This window comes from Acidocella sp. (genome assembly GCF_035535915.1).
Classification (GTDB): Bacteria; Pseudomonadota; Alphaproteobacteria; order Acetobacterales; family Acetobacteraceae; genus Acidocella.
This window is the reverse complement of the sequence record NZ_DATLPB010000107.1, coordinates 1-17,542: the sequence shown is the minus strand read 5'-3', so window position 1 is coordinate 17,542 and position 17,542 is coordinate 1. Positions and strand designations below refer to the sequence as shown.

General features: G+C 63.8%; 13 protein-coding genes. 11 read left to right on the top strand and 2 right to left on the bottom strand.

Translation table 11 applies throughout. The annotated features are described in order from the left end of the window. Positions 1-171 precede the first annotated feature (171 nt). Positions 172-3,069 carry an autotransporter outer membrane beta-barrel domain-containing protein gene (locus tag VNC39_RS13940; RefSeq protein ID WP_325400233.1) on the bottom strand — a complete coding sequence of 966 codons (2,898 nt, stop codon included), beginning with the start codon at positions 3,067-3,069 and terminating at the stop codon, positions 172-174. A gap of 472 nt (positions 3,070-3,541) precedes the next feature. After that, positions 3,542-4,486: a LysR family transcriptional regulator gene (locus tag VNC39_RS13935; protein ID WP_325400231.1), complete on the bottom strand. Its 945-nt coding sequence runs from the start codon at positions 4,484-4,486 to the stop codon at positions 3,542-3,544. Between the two features lie 208 nt (positions 4,487-4,694). Between VNC39_RS13935 and VNC39_RS13930 the strand changes: the two genes are divergently transcribed. The 11 genes from VNC39_RS13930 (at position 4,695) to VNC39_RS13880 (ending at position 16,763) form a co-directional block, all read left to right on the top strand. Further along, positions 4,695-5,729, top strand: coding sequence for an ABC transporter substrate-binding protein (locus VNC39_RS13930; protein WP_325400229.1), 1,035 nt, complete (start codon positions 4,695-4,697; stop codon positions 5,727-5,729). Further along, positions 5,726-6,736, top strand: coding sequence for a fatty acid desaturase (locus VNC39_RS13925; protein ID WP_325400227.1), 1,011 nt, complete (start codon positions 5,726-5,728; stop codon positions 6,734-6,736). Before VNC39_RS13930 ends, VNC39_RS13925 begins: the two co-directional genes overlap by 4 nt. Continuing rightward, complete coding sequence (locus VNC39_RS13920; protein ID WP_325400225.1) at positions 6,736-7,512, top strand: N-acyl homoserine lactonase family protein; 777 nt, start codon at positions 6,736-6,738, stop codon at positions 7,510-7,512. The genes VNC39_RS13925 and VNC39_RS13920 overlap by 1 nt, the downstream gene beginning before the upstream one ends. Beyond that, entirely contained in the window at positions 7,449-8,318 is an 870-nt protein-coding gene (locus tag VNC39_RS13915; RefSeq protein ID WP_325400223.1) for an ABC transporter permease, read from the top strand. Before VNC39_RS13920 ends, VNC39_RS13915 begins: the two co-directional genes overlap by 64 nt. 10 nt (positions 8,319-8,328) lie before the next feature. Continuing rightward, on the top strand, positions 8,329-9,138 hold the full coding sequence (locus VNC39_RS13910) for an ABC transporter ATP-binding protein (protein ID WP_325400221.1): 810 nt from the start codon (positions 8,329-8,331) through the stop codon (positions 9,136-9,138). A 287-nt stretch (positions 9,139-9,425) separates the two neighbouring features. Next, positions 9,426-11,021, top strand: a complete 1,596-nt coding sequence (locus VNC39_RS13905; RefSeq protein ID WP_325400219.1) for a peptide ABC transporter substrate-binding protein — start codon at positions 9,426-9,428, stop codon at positions 11,019-11,021. Continuing rightward, positions 11,006-12,652 (top strand): peptide ABC transporter substrate-binding protein, encoded by a 1,647-nt coding sequence (locus tag VNC39_RS13900; protein ID WP_325400217.1) that lies wholly within the window; start codon positions 11,006-11,008, stop codon positions 12,650-12,652. Before VNC39_RS13905 ends, VNC39_RS13900 begins: the two co-directional genes overlap by 16 nt. Further along, the gene (locus VNC39_RS13895) at positions 12,649-13,602 is read left to right on the top strand and encodes an ABC transporter permease (RefSeq protein WP_325400215.1); all 954 of its coding nucleotides are present in this window, start codon (positions 12,649-12,651) and stop codon (positions 13,600-13,602) included. Before VNC39_RS13900 ends, VNC39_RS13895 begins: the two co-directional genes overlap by 4 nt. Further along, positions 13,595-14,467 (top strand): ABC transporter permease, encoded by an 873-nt coding sequence (locus VNC39_RS13890; protein WP_325400213.1) that lies wholly within the window; start codon positions 13,595-13,597, stop codon positions 14,465-14,467. Before VNC39_RS13895 ends, VNC39_RS13890 begins: the two co-directional genes overlap by 8 nt. Beyond that, a complete protein-coding gene (locus VNC39_RS13885; RefSeq protein ID WP_325400211.1) occupies positions 14,464-16,266 on the top strand; it encodes an ABC transporter ATP-binding protein in 1,803 nt (600 codons plus the stop codon). The genes VNC39_RS13890 and VNC39_RS13885 overlap by 4 nt, the downstream gene beginning before the upstream one ends. Positions 16,267-16,352: 86 nt before the next feature. Next, positions 16,353-16,763: an ExbD/TolR family protein gene (locus tag VNC39_RS13880; RefSeq protein WP_325400209.1), complete on the top strand. Its 411-nt coding sequence runs from the start codon at positions 16,353-16,355 to the stop codon at positions 16,761-16,763. Positions 16,764-17,542 lie beyond the last annotated feature (779 nt).

Sequence of the window (17,542 nt, the reverse complement as noted above, 5' to 3'; positions counted from 1 at the left end):
CAGACAGCGCCTTGAGAGATCGGCATTTTTCCGATCATTGCATTTTCGGCGTAGTGGGATCGGAACAATGGCAGAAAGTAGGCTGCTCCAAGACAGCGCCAAAAATCGCCGGCGCGGGCTATGGCAATGAAGCCTGCGGCGATTTCACCCGGCATCCATCATCGCGCCCGGCTACCATTTCAATTGCAGCCCCACATTGCCGCCCAGCGCGTGCCCATTCCCGGAAATGTCGGCGACAAACGCCGTGAACAATGTCATAGATCCGCGCACGAAATAGACCCCATTCGTCAGCAGCGCGGCATTGCTCGCTGCGGGCGCGCCGACGACGAAAAAACTCGCCCCCGGGCTCGCCGCGAAGCCCGCGGTCAGGCCGCGCCGGGTGTCGAACTCATGCACCCAGGAGGCGCGGGAGGCATATTCGAAACTCCAATGTTCGTTGAGCGGCGCAATGTGGTCGAGCTGCACCCCGAGAAAGCTCTGCTGGGAGGCCGTCGTCTGCCCGTCGACCGCGAGCCCCACCGGCAGGTCGCCGCTTGCCAGATTTTCTGAAAATGCGGGCTGCCACAACACACCGCCCTCATAGGCCACGAACGGCGTCACATTGACGTTGCGGGTCTGGAACACATACCCGCCTTCCACACGCCCGGTCAGCGCCGTCTCGTTGAAATTGCTGTTGGCGACAGCGCCAAACCCGAGGCCCGAGACGTCGCGCGAGGAAACGACGTGGTAATGGCCATAGGCGAGCGCGCCCAGGGCATACAGCCCGCCCCACCGGCCCAACGCATAGAGCCCGGCCTGGACACCAGGCGCGGTGCCGCTAGTTCCCAGCGTGGCGACCGAATAGCTCGAAGATGAACCGCCCACCGCCGCGCCGATGAGCGTGTCTGCCGTGGGTTCGTAAGCAAGCCCGGCGGCAAAGCCCCAGTCGTTCATCGAGAGGTTCTGGGTGCCCGTCGCCGGGTCGCCATTCAGCGTGCCGGCACCGCCCGTCGCTTCGGCCCAGCTGCGCCATGTGCCCGGGCCATTCCAGGAGTTGGGCCCGCCCTTGCCGCCCGGGTCCGCATTGGACAGCCAAAACGCGCCTTCGCGCCGGATCGCCTCGATGAAATCCGCGTTGGTCGTGAGGCTCATTTGTTGCGCGCCGGTGAGGCCGGCCCCGCTCAGCGCGTCATAACCGGCCGGAATCGCCGCCTCGTCGGCCTGGGTCGCCAACAGGCCGCCGAACAAGGCCCCGCCCGCGCTCGTGCCCCCCGTTCCCGGATCCGGCATCGCCTGATAAGCCGCCTCCAGCGCGCCGCCCACCGCCGCCTGGTTGCGCGTGAGGCCCGGGAACCCGTTGAACGGAATCCGCGTGAGCGCGCCCGCCACATTGTCGGAGCCCATGGTGAGGCCGGCGCGAAAGAAGGGCGAGGTGGAATCGACCGCCCCGAAACTCCCCCACAGCGCATCGCTCGCCGTCACGAGGCCAGCATACGAAGTTTGCGCCGCGTAGAGGCCGGGCTGTGGCGCCAGCGTCAACGTCCCCGCGAGCTGGCCCGAACCGGTGATCGCAAGCGCATCGTGGCTGCCGTCCGCGCCCACCCGGAGCAGCAGCGTGCCGGCATCCGTCTGCGCGAAAGCCCCCTGGATCGCGTGCGTCACCCCGACGCCGGGCGCGCTGATGCCAAGCCAGCCGCTATTCTCGAAACGCCCCTGCGCGCCGGCGAGGAACGCCACCGGTCCGTCGATGGTCCCGGTATTGACGACGAGGCTGCCCGATGCGGTCGGGCCCGTCGCGATCGCGTCGCCTCCGGGCGCGGCGCGCAGCAGGCCGGCGTTGAGCAGCGTGCCCTCCGCCCCGTTCATCGCCACCGCCGCGCTCCCCGCCCCGCTCACGCTCACCTCGCCCTGGTTGGTGACGACGCCGAATGTGTCCGCCACGATGCCCGGGCTGCGCGCCCCGCTGGTGGTGATGAGCCCGGTATTGAGCACGTCTTCGCCGGGCACCGCAGTGAGGCCCGCCGCGCCCGGCGCGCTGGTCACGATCGTGCCGCTGTTCTCGAGCGGGGTGTAGATGCCCGGCACCACGGTCGTGAAGCCCTGCACCAGGCCGCTGGCATTGGTGTAGACGCCGATGATTTCATTCTCGTAGGCCGAGTTCGCCGAGGTCACCACAGCGCCGGGCACGGCGATATTGTACCAGGTCGCGCTGCCGTCGGCGGCGATATGCAGCACCGCGGCATGCGCGCCGCCGCTCGCATCGGTCCAGTCGGTGACGAGATTATAGGTCCCGGCCTGCCCGCCGCCGGTGATGCCTTCAAAATGCGTTGTCGCCGCACCGGGATAATCATAGCTCGTCCAGATGCCGGTCGTCTCGTTGTAGATATAGCCATGCGACGGCCCCGGCCCGCCGCCCGGTCCGGCCTCCGTGTAACCGCCGGCGATCAAATTCCCCCAAATGCCGTAGGCCGTGGTGCTGACGGCGCCCGGCTTGTTGTTGGTCGTGTAGGTCCCTGTTGAAATGTCGTAGATGAAGGCGTTTCCGGTCGCGAGCCGCGTATCGTAATTGCCGACGATCTGGTCGCCGAAGGTGCTGTGGGCGATGGTAAAGAGCGTCGTGTCGCCCGACATGCTGGGATATTGCAAGGTGGTGATGTTCCGGCCGGGCGGGGCCATGGAATCGTCAAGATAGCCGGGCCCGTACGGCGCCGTTTCCGTGGTTTGATACGTGCCGACGAGACGCAGGATGCCGCCATAGGAACCGAAGCTCGGCCCATAGGGCGTGTTGTCGATGGCGCCGGGGAAATTGACGCCGTTCGCTGTCGGCTCGGGCACGGCGGTCCATTGATTGTTCGCGGTCGAATAGATCAGCCCGCCATTCGCACCGCTGCCGGGAATGATGTACTGGCCGGTCAGCGTGCCGTCGCGAATGCCGGTGAGGAAGGTCCCGGTGCTCCCGTAATCCAGCGTCGAATAAGCGAGGGTGACGGTGTCGATCGTCCCGGTATCCACCGTCTGCCCGAAGGCCGGGCCGCAACTCAGCCCCAGCGCGCAAATTGCTGCCGCGACGGCCGGGCCTTTCTGTATCACACCGTTTTTATAGCTAATCCCAGAACCGTCCGGGCACCCACACCTGAAGATGATGGAAACGGCTCTCACCATGGCCGCAAAAAACATGGAAATGCTCCAGACCGTTAAGCCGGCACCGGTGACAGCTCCAACGGCCGTCCCCAGCCCTCGTAACATTGCGGAGGTCAGCATCGCTCGGTTCCACGCCGCGCATTTTCACTGATTTAGATTTTAACCTTTAGATCAGATCACCCGATCATCAGCGCCGTTAAACCACCGCCAAAAATCGACAATTTTATAATCGTTTTACTATCGTTACAAATAAATTCAACAAAAAACCCAAAAACCTTGAGTTGATTGTCTTGAGCTGGACTTTTTGTGTCCTGTGGCGTGTCCTGATTCTAGCCGTCTGATCGCATGACGGCTCTATGGTGGGGGTGGCCCATAAGCGGCCGTCATGCGATTTGATATGCGCCGATCGGTCAGGCGCGCCTCAGGGGCTCACGCGTGGCCCATCGGCGCCGTATTCACGCACCAGGTCGGATAGGAAATTCACGACCGAGGGCGGGTGATGGAAGCGGGCGCGCGTGGCCAGCTCCATCTCCACCCCATAACCAAAACGCGCCGGCAGCACGCGCCGCAGCTTCAGGGGGAATTTGGTGGCGGCCACGTAATGGTCGGGCAAATAGCCGATATAGCGGCCGGTCAGCACCAGCAGCGCCACGCCCTCGACATCGTTGGCGCTGGCCGTGCGGGGCAGTTGGCCGAACAGCCGCCGCGCTTCCTCCTGCGCGGCATAGGCGCGCCCCACCAGTTCGCACGACGCCAGTTCCGCCTCACTCGCCTCGTCCGGACAGCGTGGATAGAGCGGATGCGTCTCGGCGCAGTAGAGATTATTCATTTCACTGTAGAGCGGCCGGTAATCCAGCCCCGGCAGGCGCTGGCGCACGGAAATGATGGCGGCGTGCAGGCTCTCGTCCAGCAGCGCCTTCTCCAAATGGTTCGGCGGGTCGACGAAAATATTCACCTGCACGCGCGGCGCCCGGCGCTTGGCCGCGGCCAGCGCCTGGGTCAGGCGGAATTGCGGGTCGGTGACCAGCGTGTCGATGATCCCGAGATTCAACTCGCCGACGATCTCGGCGTGGATGTCGTTCATGCGGTAACGGAAACTTTCCAGCGCCCCGAAAAGCTGCTGGGCGGCCTGGCTCACCTCGCGCCCCTGCGCGGTGAGGGCAAAGCCGGCGCGGCCGCGCCGGCACAATGTCACGCCCAGCCGGATTTCCAGTTCCTTCACATGCTTGCTGATGGTGGAAAGCCCGGTCTGCAATTGCGCCTCGGCCGCGGCAAAGCCGCCGCACTCCACCACCGTGGCGAACAGCCGCAGCAGCCGAATGTCGACGTCGGAAATATTCCCGGTGAAGGGCGGCTGACGCGGCATTACTTGCAAATATCAGAAAGTTATTGAGCAAAGCAAACCATGTTCTTGAGAATATGCGCTGGCTACTGCTTTTGTATGATCTAAAAATAAGCAGATTCTCGAGGGCCGTTAGGTGTCGACTACAAAAATGCCTTAATTACTTACATGTTGATTATAAAATAATCTTTTACAGCGCTTTTCTACCGGTAACCGTCATAAGGAAGAAACCATGCCGACCGCTCGCTCCCGCCTCTCTTGCGCCGCTTTCCCGCGCCGCCGCACTCTGGCCGGCGCCGCTGCCGCGCTGGCCCTGCTGGCCGGCGGCAGCCATGCCGCCAGCGCCGCCACCAACATCACGCTCGGCGCCGTGTCCTGGATCGGCTATGGGCCGATCTATGTCGCCGCCGCCAAGGGTTTCTTCACCCAGCACGGGCTGCATGTGAGCCTCGTCAATTTCAATGACAACGCCGCCATGCCCGGCGCCGTCTATGGCGGGCAGGTCACCGCCGCAACCCTCACCTACGACCAGGTGATCGGCAGCGACGCCAAGGGCTGGAACCTCAAAGTGGTGATGCCCATCGACTACTCCGCCGGCGCCGATGCCATCGTGTCCACGGACAACATCACCTCGGTCGCCCAGCTCAAGGGATTGAAGGTGGCCTATGCCCCGCTCTCCCCGTCCGACTTTCTGCTCGGCTATGCCCTCAAGCAGGCCGGGCTGACCAAGAGCGACGTCACCTCCGTCAACGTCCCGGCCGACGGCGTGCCGGGCGTCATGGTGGGCGGCTCCACCAAAGCCGGCGTGACCTACGATCCGAGCGTGACCAGCATCGTGCAGGCCGATAACGGCAAGAAGTTCCACGTGCTGTTTTCCTCCCGGCAGGCGCCGGGGCTGATCACCGACGTGCTTGTGATGTCGCCGAAATTCCTCAAGACCGATCCGGCCGGGGTCACCGATTTCATCGAGGCGTTCGTCGAGGGCGAAGCATACATGAAGTCCAACCCCGCCGACGCGCAGGCCATCATCGGCCAGGCGTTGGGCGAGGGCGTCGGCGATGTCCAGGCGCAGCTCGCCGGCGTGGAGAATCCGGGCCTGGACGCCATGCCCGCCGTGCTCGCCAAATCCGACCAACTGCCCTCCTTCTGGGTCACCGGCCCGGTCATCGGCAAGCTGCTGAAGGCCGAGGGGCAGATCCAGACTGTGCCGCCGATCGCCGTGACCTACGATGCCAGCTTCGTTGACGCCCTGGCGCACGCGAAATGAGCAAAACTTCTCTGTTTCGCTATAAAGACGGCGCGGCGCCGAATTTTGCCGCGCTGCTCTACGCCGCCGCTTGCTATGGGGCGGGGCTGTGGCTCATCACGGTCCCCAGCCTCGCCGCTAACCTGCTCGGCATGCTGCTGGTGGCGCATACGCTCGTCATCGCCGCCTATTTCATCCACGAATTCGCGCATGGCTCGATCTTCGCCAAACCACAGGCGAATGATCGGGCCGGGGAAATCGCGGCGTGGATCACCGGCGCGTGCTTCGCCTCCTATGCGGGCCTCAAGGAGAAGCATCTGCGGCATCATGCCGACCGGCTGGACGTCGTGACCTTCGACTACCGGGCGTTTCTGCGCCGGCAGCCGGGCTGGGTGACGCGCCTCGTGCTGGCCCTGGAATGGGCCTACATCCCCGCGGTCGAGCTGATCATGCATGGCTTCGTCATCATGTCGCAGTTCACCCGCAAGGAACCCGCGCGCCAAAAGCGGGCGTTGCTCATGCTGGCGTCACGGCTGGCGTTCTTCGCGCTGCTCGCCGGCGTGGCGGCCAAGGCGCTGCTGTTCTACGCCGCCGCCTATCTCATCTTTCTGCAAGTGCTGCGCTTCATGGATGCGTTCCAGCACACCTACGATGTGTATGCCGCGCACGACCTCGCGCCGACCCCCGCCGCGCTGGTGCGCGACCGCGCCTATGAGCACGCCAACACCTACTCCAACGTGCTCTCTATCTCGAACCCGCTGCTCAACCTGCTGACCCTCAATTTCGCCTATCACAACGCCCACCATGCGCGGCCGGCCGTGCCCTGGCATGATCTTCCGGGACTTCATGGGAAACTCTATGGCGATGACCACACCCAAATCCTGACCGCGCGCGAACTCATCGGCAGCTATCACCGCAACCGGCTGCGCCGCGTCACGGACCCCGATTACGGCGCCGTCACCGCCGAAGGCGACCGCGCAGCCGGCTTCGTCGGCGCCGTCGGCGTCTCTTTCCTGACGGCAGTCTAATGACACAGGTGCGTAAATTCTGGCCGCTCCTCACCGGCACCTACAGCTACGAGAAGACGGTCTCCACCCGCAACCGCGGCCATGGCGTGACGATCGAAGCGCCGATTCTGGCCTATCTCGTCGAGACCGCGAATGGCCGCATCCTCTATGATGTCGGCTGCGACTACCGGAAACTCGACGACCCGGCGCTGCGCGAACGCCATTACAGCACTCTTAACTGCAGCCCGCCGGTGATGCGCGCGGAAGACCGGCTCCCCGCCCGCCTGGCCGCGCTGGGGCTCGCGGCCACGGATGTGGATGTGGTGTTCCTCGGCCATCTGCATTTCGACCATGCCGGGGGCCTGCATGATTTCTGCCATGCCGAGCTGCATGTGCATGAGCGCGAGCTGGCGGCGGCGCGCGAACCGGCCGATCATGGCTATTTCGCCGACGATCTGGCGCCCGCGAAATCCTGGCGCTGCGCCTGTTGCGAATATGACCTCGTGCCGGGCGTGCGCGCCATCGAAACGCCGGGCCACACCGCCGGGCATATGTCGATGCTGATCGAGCTGCCCAGGGGCGCGCCCATTCTGCTCTGCGGCGACGCCGCGGATCTGACCGAAAACCTGGAAGACGAAATCGCCCCAGGCCTTTGCTACCGCGATGACGAGACGGACGCGCTCGCCTCCATCCGGCGGCTGAAACGACTGGCACAAGAGGCAGGAGCGGAATTATGGCCGAATCACGATCTGAGCTTCTTCCGGGCGCGCGATCGCTTTCCACGCTGGCGGGAGTAAGCGCGCCGCAACAGGCGCTTAACCCGCCGATCTGGACGGTCCGCGGCACGCTCTCCAAGCGGCTCTACCGGCTCATCGCCGTCACCAGCTTCGCGCTGCTGCTCGGCGCGTGGTGGGCGGTCGCGGCGAGCGGCGCCGTCGACCCGCTGTTCCTGCCCGGCCCCGTGGCGGTGGCGGAGCAAGCCTATCAATGGGCCACGCAGGATAATCTGCTCGCCGATACCGGCATTTCCATCTATCGCGTCATGGCCGGGTTCGCTCTCTCGGCGGTTATGGCGGTGCCGCTCGGCCTGTATATCGGCGCCTACCGGCCGGTGCGCGCCTTCTTCGAGCCACTGATGGAATTCTCCCGCTATCTGCCGGCCGTGGCCTTCGTGCCGCTGGTCCTGTTATGGGCGGGCATCGGCGAGTCCTCGAAGATCGCGCTGATCTGGCTGGGCACGTTCTTCCAGATGGTGCTGATGATCTCCGAGGATGTCTCGCGCGTGCCGATGTCGCAGATCGAGGCGGCGCGCACGCTGGGGGCGACCAATGGCGAGATCGTGCACAAGGTGCTGCTGCGCTCCGCCATGCCGGGCATGTTCGACACGCTGCGCCTGACTCTGGGCTTCGCCTGGACCTATCTCGTGGTCGCCGAGCTGGTGGCGGCCGATTCCGGCCTGGGCTACGCCATCCTGCAGGCCCAGCGCTTCCTGCAGACCGACCGCATCTTCGTCGGCATCATCACCATCGGGCTGATCGGCCTGGTCACGGACCAGTCTCTGCGCTTCCTCCACCGCAGGCTTTTTCCCTGGGCGAAGAAATGAGGGCAACAAAATGAGCACGCTTCTGGTCAGCCATCTTGCCAAACGCTTCGACTCTTTCGAGGCCCTGCGCGACATCAATCTCACTTTGCAGACCGGCGAATTCGTCGCCCTCGTCGGCGCCTCGGGCTGCGGCAAATCCACGCTGCTGCGCATCATCGGCGGGCTGGAGACCCGCAGCTCCGGCGCGTTGGAGATCGACGGCACCCCCATCGCGGCACCGGGCCGCGACCGCGCCATGGTGTTCCAGGATTACAGCCTCTATCCCTGGCTCAGCGTGGTGGAGAATGTGCGCTTCTGCCGCACCCTCAAAAGCTTCGCCAAGGACCAGAGCCAAGCGGCGATCGGCGCGGCGGTCCGCCGGGCCAATCTGCTCATCGACCTCATGGGCCTGTCCCGCGTGCGCGACGCCAGGCCGGACCAGCTCTCCGGCGGGATGCGCCAGCGCGTGGCCATCGCCCGCGCGCTGATGGCGCAACCGGATTTTCTGCTGATGGACGAACCTTTCGGCGCGCTCGACACCCAGACCCGCGAGGTGATGCACGATTTGATCCTGCATGTGAAGGAAATCGAGCGCAGCGCCATCCTGTTCGTCACCCATGACGTGGAGGAGGCGGTGTATCTCGCCGACCGCGTGGTGGTTCTGGCGCCCAATCCGGGCCATATCGACAGCGTGTGGGATATTTCCCTCCCGCCGCGCACCCAGGATCTCAAGCTCGCGCCGGAATTCTTGCATTATAAGCGCGAGATCACCCAGCGCATCCGCGCCACCTCCGGCATGGTGAGCGACCGCGCCACGCTCGAGGCGCTGGCCGGCGACTGACATGATCGCCGCTCCCCCGGCTCCGCCCGCTATCGCCAGCTTTCCGCGATCCACCGCATAGGCGACCAGCGACAACCGTCAATGACGTTCCTGATGGGAACCACGACATGCCGCATCAAGCGCACGCTTTCCTGGTCCCGATCGAGAGAAAAAATTCAGCCGGCCGAACATCTTTCTATTGCTTATTGTTGCGGATAGAAATTTAATGTGCGCCGGCTCTTTTGGCCGCGCCTCGTTTCGGATCAATCGCGTCTATGAAATCTGGCTTTTTGGCCCTCTTGATTCTTTTGGCATCAACCACCGCGCCTTTGCCGTCCTCTGCGCAGGGACCGCAGAACTGTGGCACGATCGTCATTCCGCCCGGTCTCGGCATTGGCCCCGGGGCGGACGTCACGTCGCTCAATCCTCTGCTGATCTCCTCGCTCTATAATCAGGAAGCAGCGGAGCTGATGTTCGAGCCTTTGCTGTGGATCAACCGGTATCATCAGATCGACTGGGGCCGCAGCATCGCCAGCGCCGTCACCACGCGTGATAACGGACGGACATATGACGTGACGATGCGCCCGTGGAAATGGTCGGATGACGTGCCCGTGACGAGTGCAGATGTGCTCTACACCTTTCGGCTGATCAAAGCTTTCGGCACGAGTTATGCCGGCTATGGTGCGGGCGGCATGCCCGATATCGTGCAGTCGCTTGCCGCGCAGGATTCCGGGCATTTCACAATGGTTCTGAAGCATGTGGTGAATCCGCAATGGTTCATCCTCAACGGCCTCTCGCAACTGCAGCCATTACCGGAACATGCCTGGGGCAAATACGACACGGCCGAGATCTGGCAGGAACAGAGCAGCCCGTCATTCTTTCAAACCGTCGACGGTCCGCTCATCGTCAAAAAACTGGTCGTCGGCGTCGATGCCGAATTCGTGCCGAATCCGCTTTATGGCGGAGACAAGATGCATTTCGACCGTTTCATTATGAAATTCGAGAATTCCGAAGGGCAGGAGCTGCAGGCCGTGCAATCGCACGATCTCGACATGAGCAACGTGCCGTTCGACCTGTATGACAAAGCCAAAACCCTGCCGGGCGACAATGTCGTCACCTTGCCGCCGAGCTATTCCTGGCATGAGCTGATTCCCAACATGGGCAATCCCGCCACGAAGTTTTTTGCCGATGTGCGGGTGCGCGATGCCATCGCCGATGCCATCGATGAGCAGCAGATGATCGACCTGGCAATGCATGGTCAGGGTGTGATCACGCGCGGCCCGGTGCCGCCCTACCCGCCGACATTCCTGTCACCCTCGGCGAAAGCCGGAAACTATCCGGTCGGTTACGATCCGGCGAAGGCGCGCGCCTTGCTGGCCGAAGCCGGCTTCAAGCCAGGTGCAGACGGGATTTTGACAAAGAACGGACAGCGTCTGGCTTTCACGTTGCTGATTCCTGCGGGCCAGCCGCTGCGCATCGAGATGGCGGAAACCATCCAGCAAAATCTCCACGCCGTCGGCATCGACATGAAAGTGCATCAGGAGGAATTCAACGAGATTCTGACGCAGATGGTGAGCCAGCCGCAGGCCTGGGAGGCGATCCTCATCGCCGAGGATTTGTCGGCCTATCCCTCCGGCGAGGCGCTGTTCAAGGTCGGCGGCTTCTACAACAATAACGGCTATTCCAGTCCCGAGATGGACCGCTTGATCGCGCAGAGCACCGATGTGCCGGGCCTCGATGGTTTGAACGCGTATCAGGATTATGCCAGCGCTCAGCAGCCGGTGATTTTTCTGCCGAACGATCGCTATTCGGTGCTGGTGCGCGATGGGCTGCATGGCGTGCAGGACTTCATGAACCCGCTCGGCGCCTGGGCGCCGGAGAAGCTCTATTGCACCGCACGCTGAAATTTGTCGTCCTGGCGGCCGCCTTGGCCGGCGCGCCGGCGGCCCACGCCGATATGCCGGCGCCGGATAATTGCGGGACGATCGTGATCCCGACCGGCGTCGGCGTTGCCAGCAGCGACGACATCACGTCGATGAATCCGCTGCTGGTCACGTCGTTGTACAACCAGCAGGCGGCGAGCCTGCTGTACCAACCGCTGATCTGGCTGAACGCCTCCACCGCGCAGATCGACTGGTCGCGCAGCATCGCCAACGCCATCACCACGCCGGATAACGGCACCACCTATGATGTCACGCTGCGCCCCTGGCGCTGGTCGGACGGCGCGCCGGTTACCACCGCGGATGTCGCTTATACATTCAGGCTGATCAAGGCATTCGGCACCACTTATGCGGGGTACGGCGCGGGCGGCATGCCGGACATCGTGAAGTCGCTGGAGATCATCAGCCCGGCGCAGTTCCGGGTGGTGTTGACGCATCAGGTCAACCCGACCTGGTTCATTTATAATGGACTCAGCCAGCTCCAGCCTCTGCCGGAGCATTCCTGGGGCAAATACACGACCGACCAGATTTTCCAGGCGCAGAGTTCGCCTTCATTCTTCAAAATTGTCGACGGACCGATGCAGGCCGTGCGCCTCGATATCGGGCTCGATCTCGTGCTGGTGCCGAACCCGGCCTATGACGGGCAAAAATTGCATTTCGACCGCCTGATCTTCAAATTTCTCGATAGCGCCGGCGCGGCGCTGCAGGGCGTCGAAGCGGGCGATCTCGACATGGCCAACGCGCCGCTTTCGCTCTGGGGCGCGGTGCAGCATCTGCCCGGGTTGAAACTGACCATTTTGCCGCCCGGGAACAGTTACAACGAGATCGTACTGAATTTCCGCAACAAAAAGGTGCCGTTCTTCCGCGACGCGCGGGTGCGCCAGGCGATGGCGGATGCGATCGACCAGGCCACGATGGTCCGGCTGATCGACCACGGGCTGGGCGTGGAGATTTACGGCCCCATCGTGCCGATGCCGCCCACTTTCCTGTCGCCGGAGATGAAGGCCGGGCGTTATCCCGTGGGCTATGACCCGGCCCGGGCCCGCGCGCTGTTGCGGGAAGCCGGCTACAGCCCAGGCCCGGACGGCATCATGCAGAAGGACGGCGAAAAACTCTCCTTCACCTATTTGTTGCTGACCGGCGATGCGTTGAACCAGCAGATCGCCGAAGTGACGCAGGCGGGCCTGGCGAAAATCGGCATCCAGATGAAGGTGCGGGAAATCGAGTTCAACCAGATGCTGGCCTTGCTCAACAACCCGACGGCGGACTGGCAGGCCGCCGCGCTCGGCGAGAGCACCGGCGGCTATCCGTCCGGTGAAGATCTGTTTGGTACCGGTTCGGCCATGAATCAGGGCGGCTATTCCGACCCGGAGATGGACCGGCTGATCAAAGAAAGCACCGAAACCCCGGGCCTGTCCGGGCTCTATGCCTATGAGAATTACGCCAGCGCGCAACAGCCGGTGATTTTCCTGGAGCGTGAGCAGGCCCTCGTTCTCTCCCGCGCCAACATTCATGGCGTGCGTGCCTTCGTCGATGCCGCCGGCAATTATTATCCCGACCGACTCACCTGCACTGCGGAAGGCACAAAATCATGATCCGCATGATCACGACCCGCCTGGCCTCCTCGTCGCTGTCCATCGTCATCCTGGTGACTTTGGTCTTCGTCATGGCGCATCTCACGCCCGGCGGCCCGGCCTATTCCATTCTCGGCATGAAGGCGACCGCATCTTCCGTCGCGCAACTCAATGCCAGACTCGGCCTCGATGCGCCGCTCTGGAAGCAATACGCCATCTGGTGGTGGCATCTTCTGCATGGCCAACTCGGCTATTCCTATTTGCTGAACCGCCCGGTCGGGCAGCTGCTCTGGCAATATGAGCGGAACACGCTGGTGTTCTACATCTCCGCCATCGTCATCAGCACCGCTCTATCGATCGGCCTTGGCCTGTTGCAGGGTGTGTATTACGGGCGCTGGCCGGCGAAACTCATCGGCGCGTTGCAGCTTGGGTTTTACGCGTTGCCGCCGTTCTTCGTCGCGGCCATGCTCGTGCTCTGGTTCGCCGTACAGCTCCCTTTGTTTCCGGCCAGCGGCATCACCGATCTGCGCGCGGTACACCCGTCCATCGGCTCCTACATCGCGCATCTGGCCCTGCCGGTCACCACCATCACCTTGCTCACCGTCGCTTCGCTGTCGCGCTATTTCGGTGAAGCGGTGCGCGAGGAATTGGGCAAGGACTATGTGCGCACGGCGATGGCGAAAGGTGTGCGCTTCCCTTCCATCCTGTTCGGCCATGTGCTGCGCAACGCGTTGCGCCCGCTGGTGACGATGATCGGCCTGTCCTTCCCCTACATCTTCACCGGCGGCGTGATCGTCGAATCCGTTTTCAACTATCCCGGCCTTGGCTGGCTGATGTGGCGTTCGGCGCTGTCGCAGGATTATCCGGTCTTGATCGCCATCGTGCTGATCATCGGCCTGCTCACCGTGCTCGGCAATCTGCTCGCCGACCTGGTGAACGGCCTGTTGGACCCGAGGGCAAGCTATGAGTGAACAAATCATTCCCGCGCAGGGCCTGCCGGCGGCGCCGCTGGGACGATGGGTCGCGTGGGTGACGCAGCGTTCCACGCTGGTCGCCGGCCTGGCGATCGCCGGGCTGATCCTCTTCATCGGCTTCGTCGCGCCATTTTTATATCCGCCCGATCCGTTCGCGATCCATCCGGATCATGCGCTGCAGGCGCCGAGCTGGGCGTTTCCGCTCGGCACCGACGAACTCGGCCGGGACGAGCTCGCCTTGTTACTCTCCGGCGGCTTCGCCACGCTGGTGGTGGCGCTGCCGGCGGCGGCCGTGGCCTTCGTCGTGGGTATCGCCTACGGGCTTACGGCCGGGCTTGGCCCCGCTTGGGCGGACCGGGTGATGATGCGGCTGCTGGATGCCATTCTGGCACTGCCCAGCCTGGTCATTCTGATCTTCTTCGCGTCGCTGGTGACGCTGAACAATACCAGCCTGATTTTGCTGCTCGGCCTGATCTCCTGGCCCGGCCTCGCACGCCTGGTGCGCAACGAGACGCGCGCGCAGCGCGGGCGCGATTTCGTGCTCGCCGCCGAACAGCTCGGCGGCGGGCGCTTCTATATCGCCCGCATGCACCTGGTGCGGGTGATGGCGCCGGTGCTGGTGGTGAACGGCACCTTCATGATCGGCGATTCGATCTTCGCCTTGTCCGCCTTGAGCTTTCTCGGCCTCGGCGTGCAGCCGCCGCAGGTGAGCTGGGGCAGCCTGTTGGAATCCGCCCTCGATATCATTGCCCTCGACCCGTGGTGGCTGATCCTGCCGCCCGGCCTGCTGGTGTTCGGCGCGCTGCTGGCGGCCTCGCTCACCGGCCAGGGATTGCTGCAGCGTTGGGGTAACGGACGATGAGCGACGTGCTGAAACTCGAAAATTTGTCGGTCTCGCTGCCGCGCGGCCGCGCCGGCAACGTGGCGATTCTCGATGAGCTGAACCTCACCATCGGCGCCGGCGAAATGCTGGCGCTGGTCGGCGAGAGCGGGTCCGGCAAGACCATCGCCGCGTTATCGGTGATGCGCCTGCTGCCACGAGGCGCGCGGGTGCAGGGCAGCATCCAGCTGGCCGGCACCGAGCTGACCGCGTTGGATGACCGGGCGATGCGCGGCGTGCGCGGCCGCGATGTCGGCATGGTGTTCCAGAACCCGCTGGCCGCACTCAACCCGTCACGCACGGTGGCGGCGCAAATCCAGGAAGCCTGGCGCGTGCACCAGGGCGGCAGCATCCGCGCCGCGCGGGCGCGCGCACTGGACCTGATGGGCGAAGTCGGCATCCCCCAACCGGCGCAGCGGCTGGACGATTATCCGCATCAGTTCTCCGGCGGCATGCGCCAGCGCGTGATGATCGCCATGGCGCTGGCCTGCGCGCCGAAACTGCTGATCGCCGACGAGCCGACCACCGGCCTCGACCCGCTGATCGCCCGGCAGATCATGCAATTGATCGCCAAGCTGCGGCGTGAACACGCGATGGGCGTGCTGTTCGTCACCCATGATCTTTCCGTGGTGGAGGAACATGCCGACGCGATCCACGTGCTGTACGCCGGGCGCAGCGTGGAGTTCGGTAGCGCCCGGCAATTTTTCGCACATCCGCGCCACCCTTACAGTGCGGCGCTCCTGAACTCGGTGGCGCGCCTCGGCCAGACGCGGCTGCAGAACATTCCCGGCCAGTTGCCGGAGCCGGAAGCGCGGCCGGCGGGCTGTCGCTTCGCGCCGCGCTGCGCCTACCATCAGCCGGCCTGCGATGCCGCCTATCCGGCTTTTGTCGCCAATGGCGGCACCGCGGCCGCTTGTTTGTTCCCGTTGCCGGCCGGAAGCGTCCTCCACGCGGCGCCGCTCGCCAAGCCGGCCGGGCGCAACTATGCCCCGCAGCTCGAGGTTCAAGACCTCTCGGTGCGCTACGCCGGGGCAGGCGGCTGGCTCGGCACCGGCGGCAAACAGCCGCCCACGCTGCAGGATGTGGCGTTCTCACTGGGCAAGGGCGAATGCCTGGGCGTGGTGGGGGAAAGCGGGTCCGGCAAATCGACTTTGGGCCGTGCCGTGCTGCAGATGATCCCCTACGGGGGCCACGTGCTGTTGGACGGGCATGATCTGGCAGGGTTGCGCGGGCCCAAACGGCGGGCGCAGCGCCGGCGCCTTCAGGTGGTGTTCCAGGACCCGCGGGAATCGATGAATCCGCGCCTGCGCATCGGCGACATCGTGGCCGAGCCGCTGCGCCTGCAGGGGCGGATCAGCCAGGCGGAAACGCGCCGCCGGGTGGCGGCACTGCTCGGCCGGGTTGGGCTGAACCCGGAACTGGCTTTGCGCCTGCCCAGCTCCGTCTCAGGCGGCCAGGCGCAGCGCATCGCCATCGCCCGCGCTTTGGCGGCCGAGCCGGAGGTAATCGTGCTCGACGAGCCGACCTCGGCGCTCGACGTCTCGACCCAGGCGATGCTGCTGAATTTGCTCAAGGATCTCGGACAGAGCGATGCGTTGTCCTATATTCTCATCAGTCATGATTTCGCCGTGGTGAGCTACATGGCGGACCGGATCGCGGTGCTCAATGCGGGGCGTATCGTCGAGATGAATGAGACGGCCCGACTGATCGAGGCCCCGCAGCACCGTTACACCGCGGCCCTGATCGAAGCCGCGCCGCAACTACGTTCATATTCCCGCTAGGAGTACGCATCTTGGAACAATTCGGCAGACTGATCATTCTCACCGGCGGGTTGCTGGTGTCGCGCGTCGGCTGGGGAGTTTAAGCCGTGCGCAGACGCCGCGACTCGCTGGCGCGGGAGAAGCCCCGCCTGGAAATCGTGCCGATGATCGACATCATGATGTTCCTTCTGGTGTTCTTCGTGATGATCGTGCTGCGGATGATCCCCGATTCAGGCGTGACCTTGTCGCTGCCCGGCGCCTCCACCGCCCAGCCTTTGCCGCATACCCAGGTCGTGATCGTCATCGACGCCCAGGGCAATCTGCATGTGAAGGATCAGGTGATGAGCCCGGATGCGCTGGAGACCTACCTCCAGGGCGTAAAGGCCGGCAACGACACGGACGTGATCGTCGCCGGCGATAAGGGCACCACGCTGCAACAGTTGATGAATGTGATGGACCTGACCCGCAAGGCCGGCATCACCAATATCGGCATCGCCACCAGCAATCAGGGATCTTAACGCACAGCACGGCGCGAAGCGCGTGGTGCCCCATGTTATGAAACAGCCGCGGTCGGGGGGGCACCGACAAATCCGGCCTTTCCGCCTTCGCAGCCATCGATCTGGGGGAATTGTGGAAAATGGCGTCCCGTAGGGGATTCGAACCCCTGTCGCCGCCGTGAAAGGGCTTAGGCTTGTGAGCAATATCAATGAGTTGCGGCGATTTTGTGCTACTTTCGACTACTCTGAAACCCGCAGAAAACCTCAGCCAACGACTGTGTAGTGGTTCATTTGAACCAGGGTTATTCGGGGCCCGGCCACGCCTCCCACCCCCTCACCGTATCCACCCAGCTCGGGTGATAGAGCAGCGCGCCGCGGTGCCCGCACCGCTCGCAAACCAAGCTCCGTCGCAGCACCTCGCCTGACGCATCCGGCCCCCATCGGATCACGAACGGCGCGATGGCCAGAGGCCGGCGATGATTACACGCCGGGCATACAGCCCAATGCCAGCCGGGCTCATGTTGCAGGGATTTTAGATCTGGGGCCGACATGGATGGAACAAAGCAGGAACGCGAGAGGGAGTCTAGTCAGCCGACGCCGCGCAGCCAAACCATCGCCCGCGCCGCACAAACCCTCTAACAAAAATGCTGATTTTTCCGCATTCGCGCTTGCAAAAATGCAGAAAAGTCTGCATATTTGTCTGGCGATGGAGGGGGCGGATGGGCCGCCCCCGTCGCACCGGAGGTAGAAAAGATGATGGTCAAGATCATCGTTTTCGTCCTTCAGGTTCTAGAAGCGGT

Coding starts and splice junctions, on each gene's coding strand:
- VNC39_RS13935 (WP_325400231.1), bottom strand. CDS start 4,486: ATGCCGCGTCAGCCGCCCTTCACCGGGAATATTTCCGACGTCGACATT.
- VNC39_RS13930 (WP_325400229.1), top strand. CDS start 4,695: ATGCCGACCGCTCGCTCCCGCCTCTCTTGCGCCGCTTTCCCGCGCCGC.
- VNC39_RS13925 (WP_325400227.1), top strand. CDS start 5,726: ATGAGCAAAACTTCTCTGTTTCGCTATAAAGACGGCGCGGCGCCGAAT.
- VNC39_RS13920 (WP_325400225.1), top strand. CDS start 6,736: ATGACACAGGTGCGTAAATTCTGGCCGCTCCTCACCGGCACCTACAGC.
- VNC39_RS13915 (WP_325400223.1), top strand. CDS start 7,449: ATGGCCGAATCACGATCTGAGCTTCTTCCGGGCGCGCGATCGCTTTCC.
- VNC39_RS13910 (WP_325400221.1), top strand. CDS start 8,329: ATGAGCACGCTTCTGGTCAGCCATCTTGCCAAACGCTTCGACTCTTTC.
- VNC39_RS13895 (WP_325400215.1), top strand. CDS start 12,649: ATGATCCGCATGATCACGACCCGCCTGGCCTCCTCGTCGCTGTCCATC.
- VNC39_RS13890 (WP_325400213.1), top strand. CDS start 13,595: ATGAGTGAACAAATCATTCCCGCGCAGGGCCTGCCGGCGGCGCCGCTG.
- VNC39_RS13885 (WP_325400211.1), top strand. CDS start 14,464: ATGAGCGACGTGCTGAAACTCGAAAATTTGTCGGTCTCGCTGCCGCGC.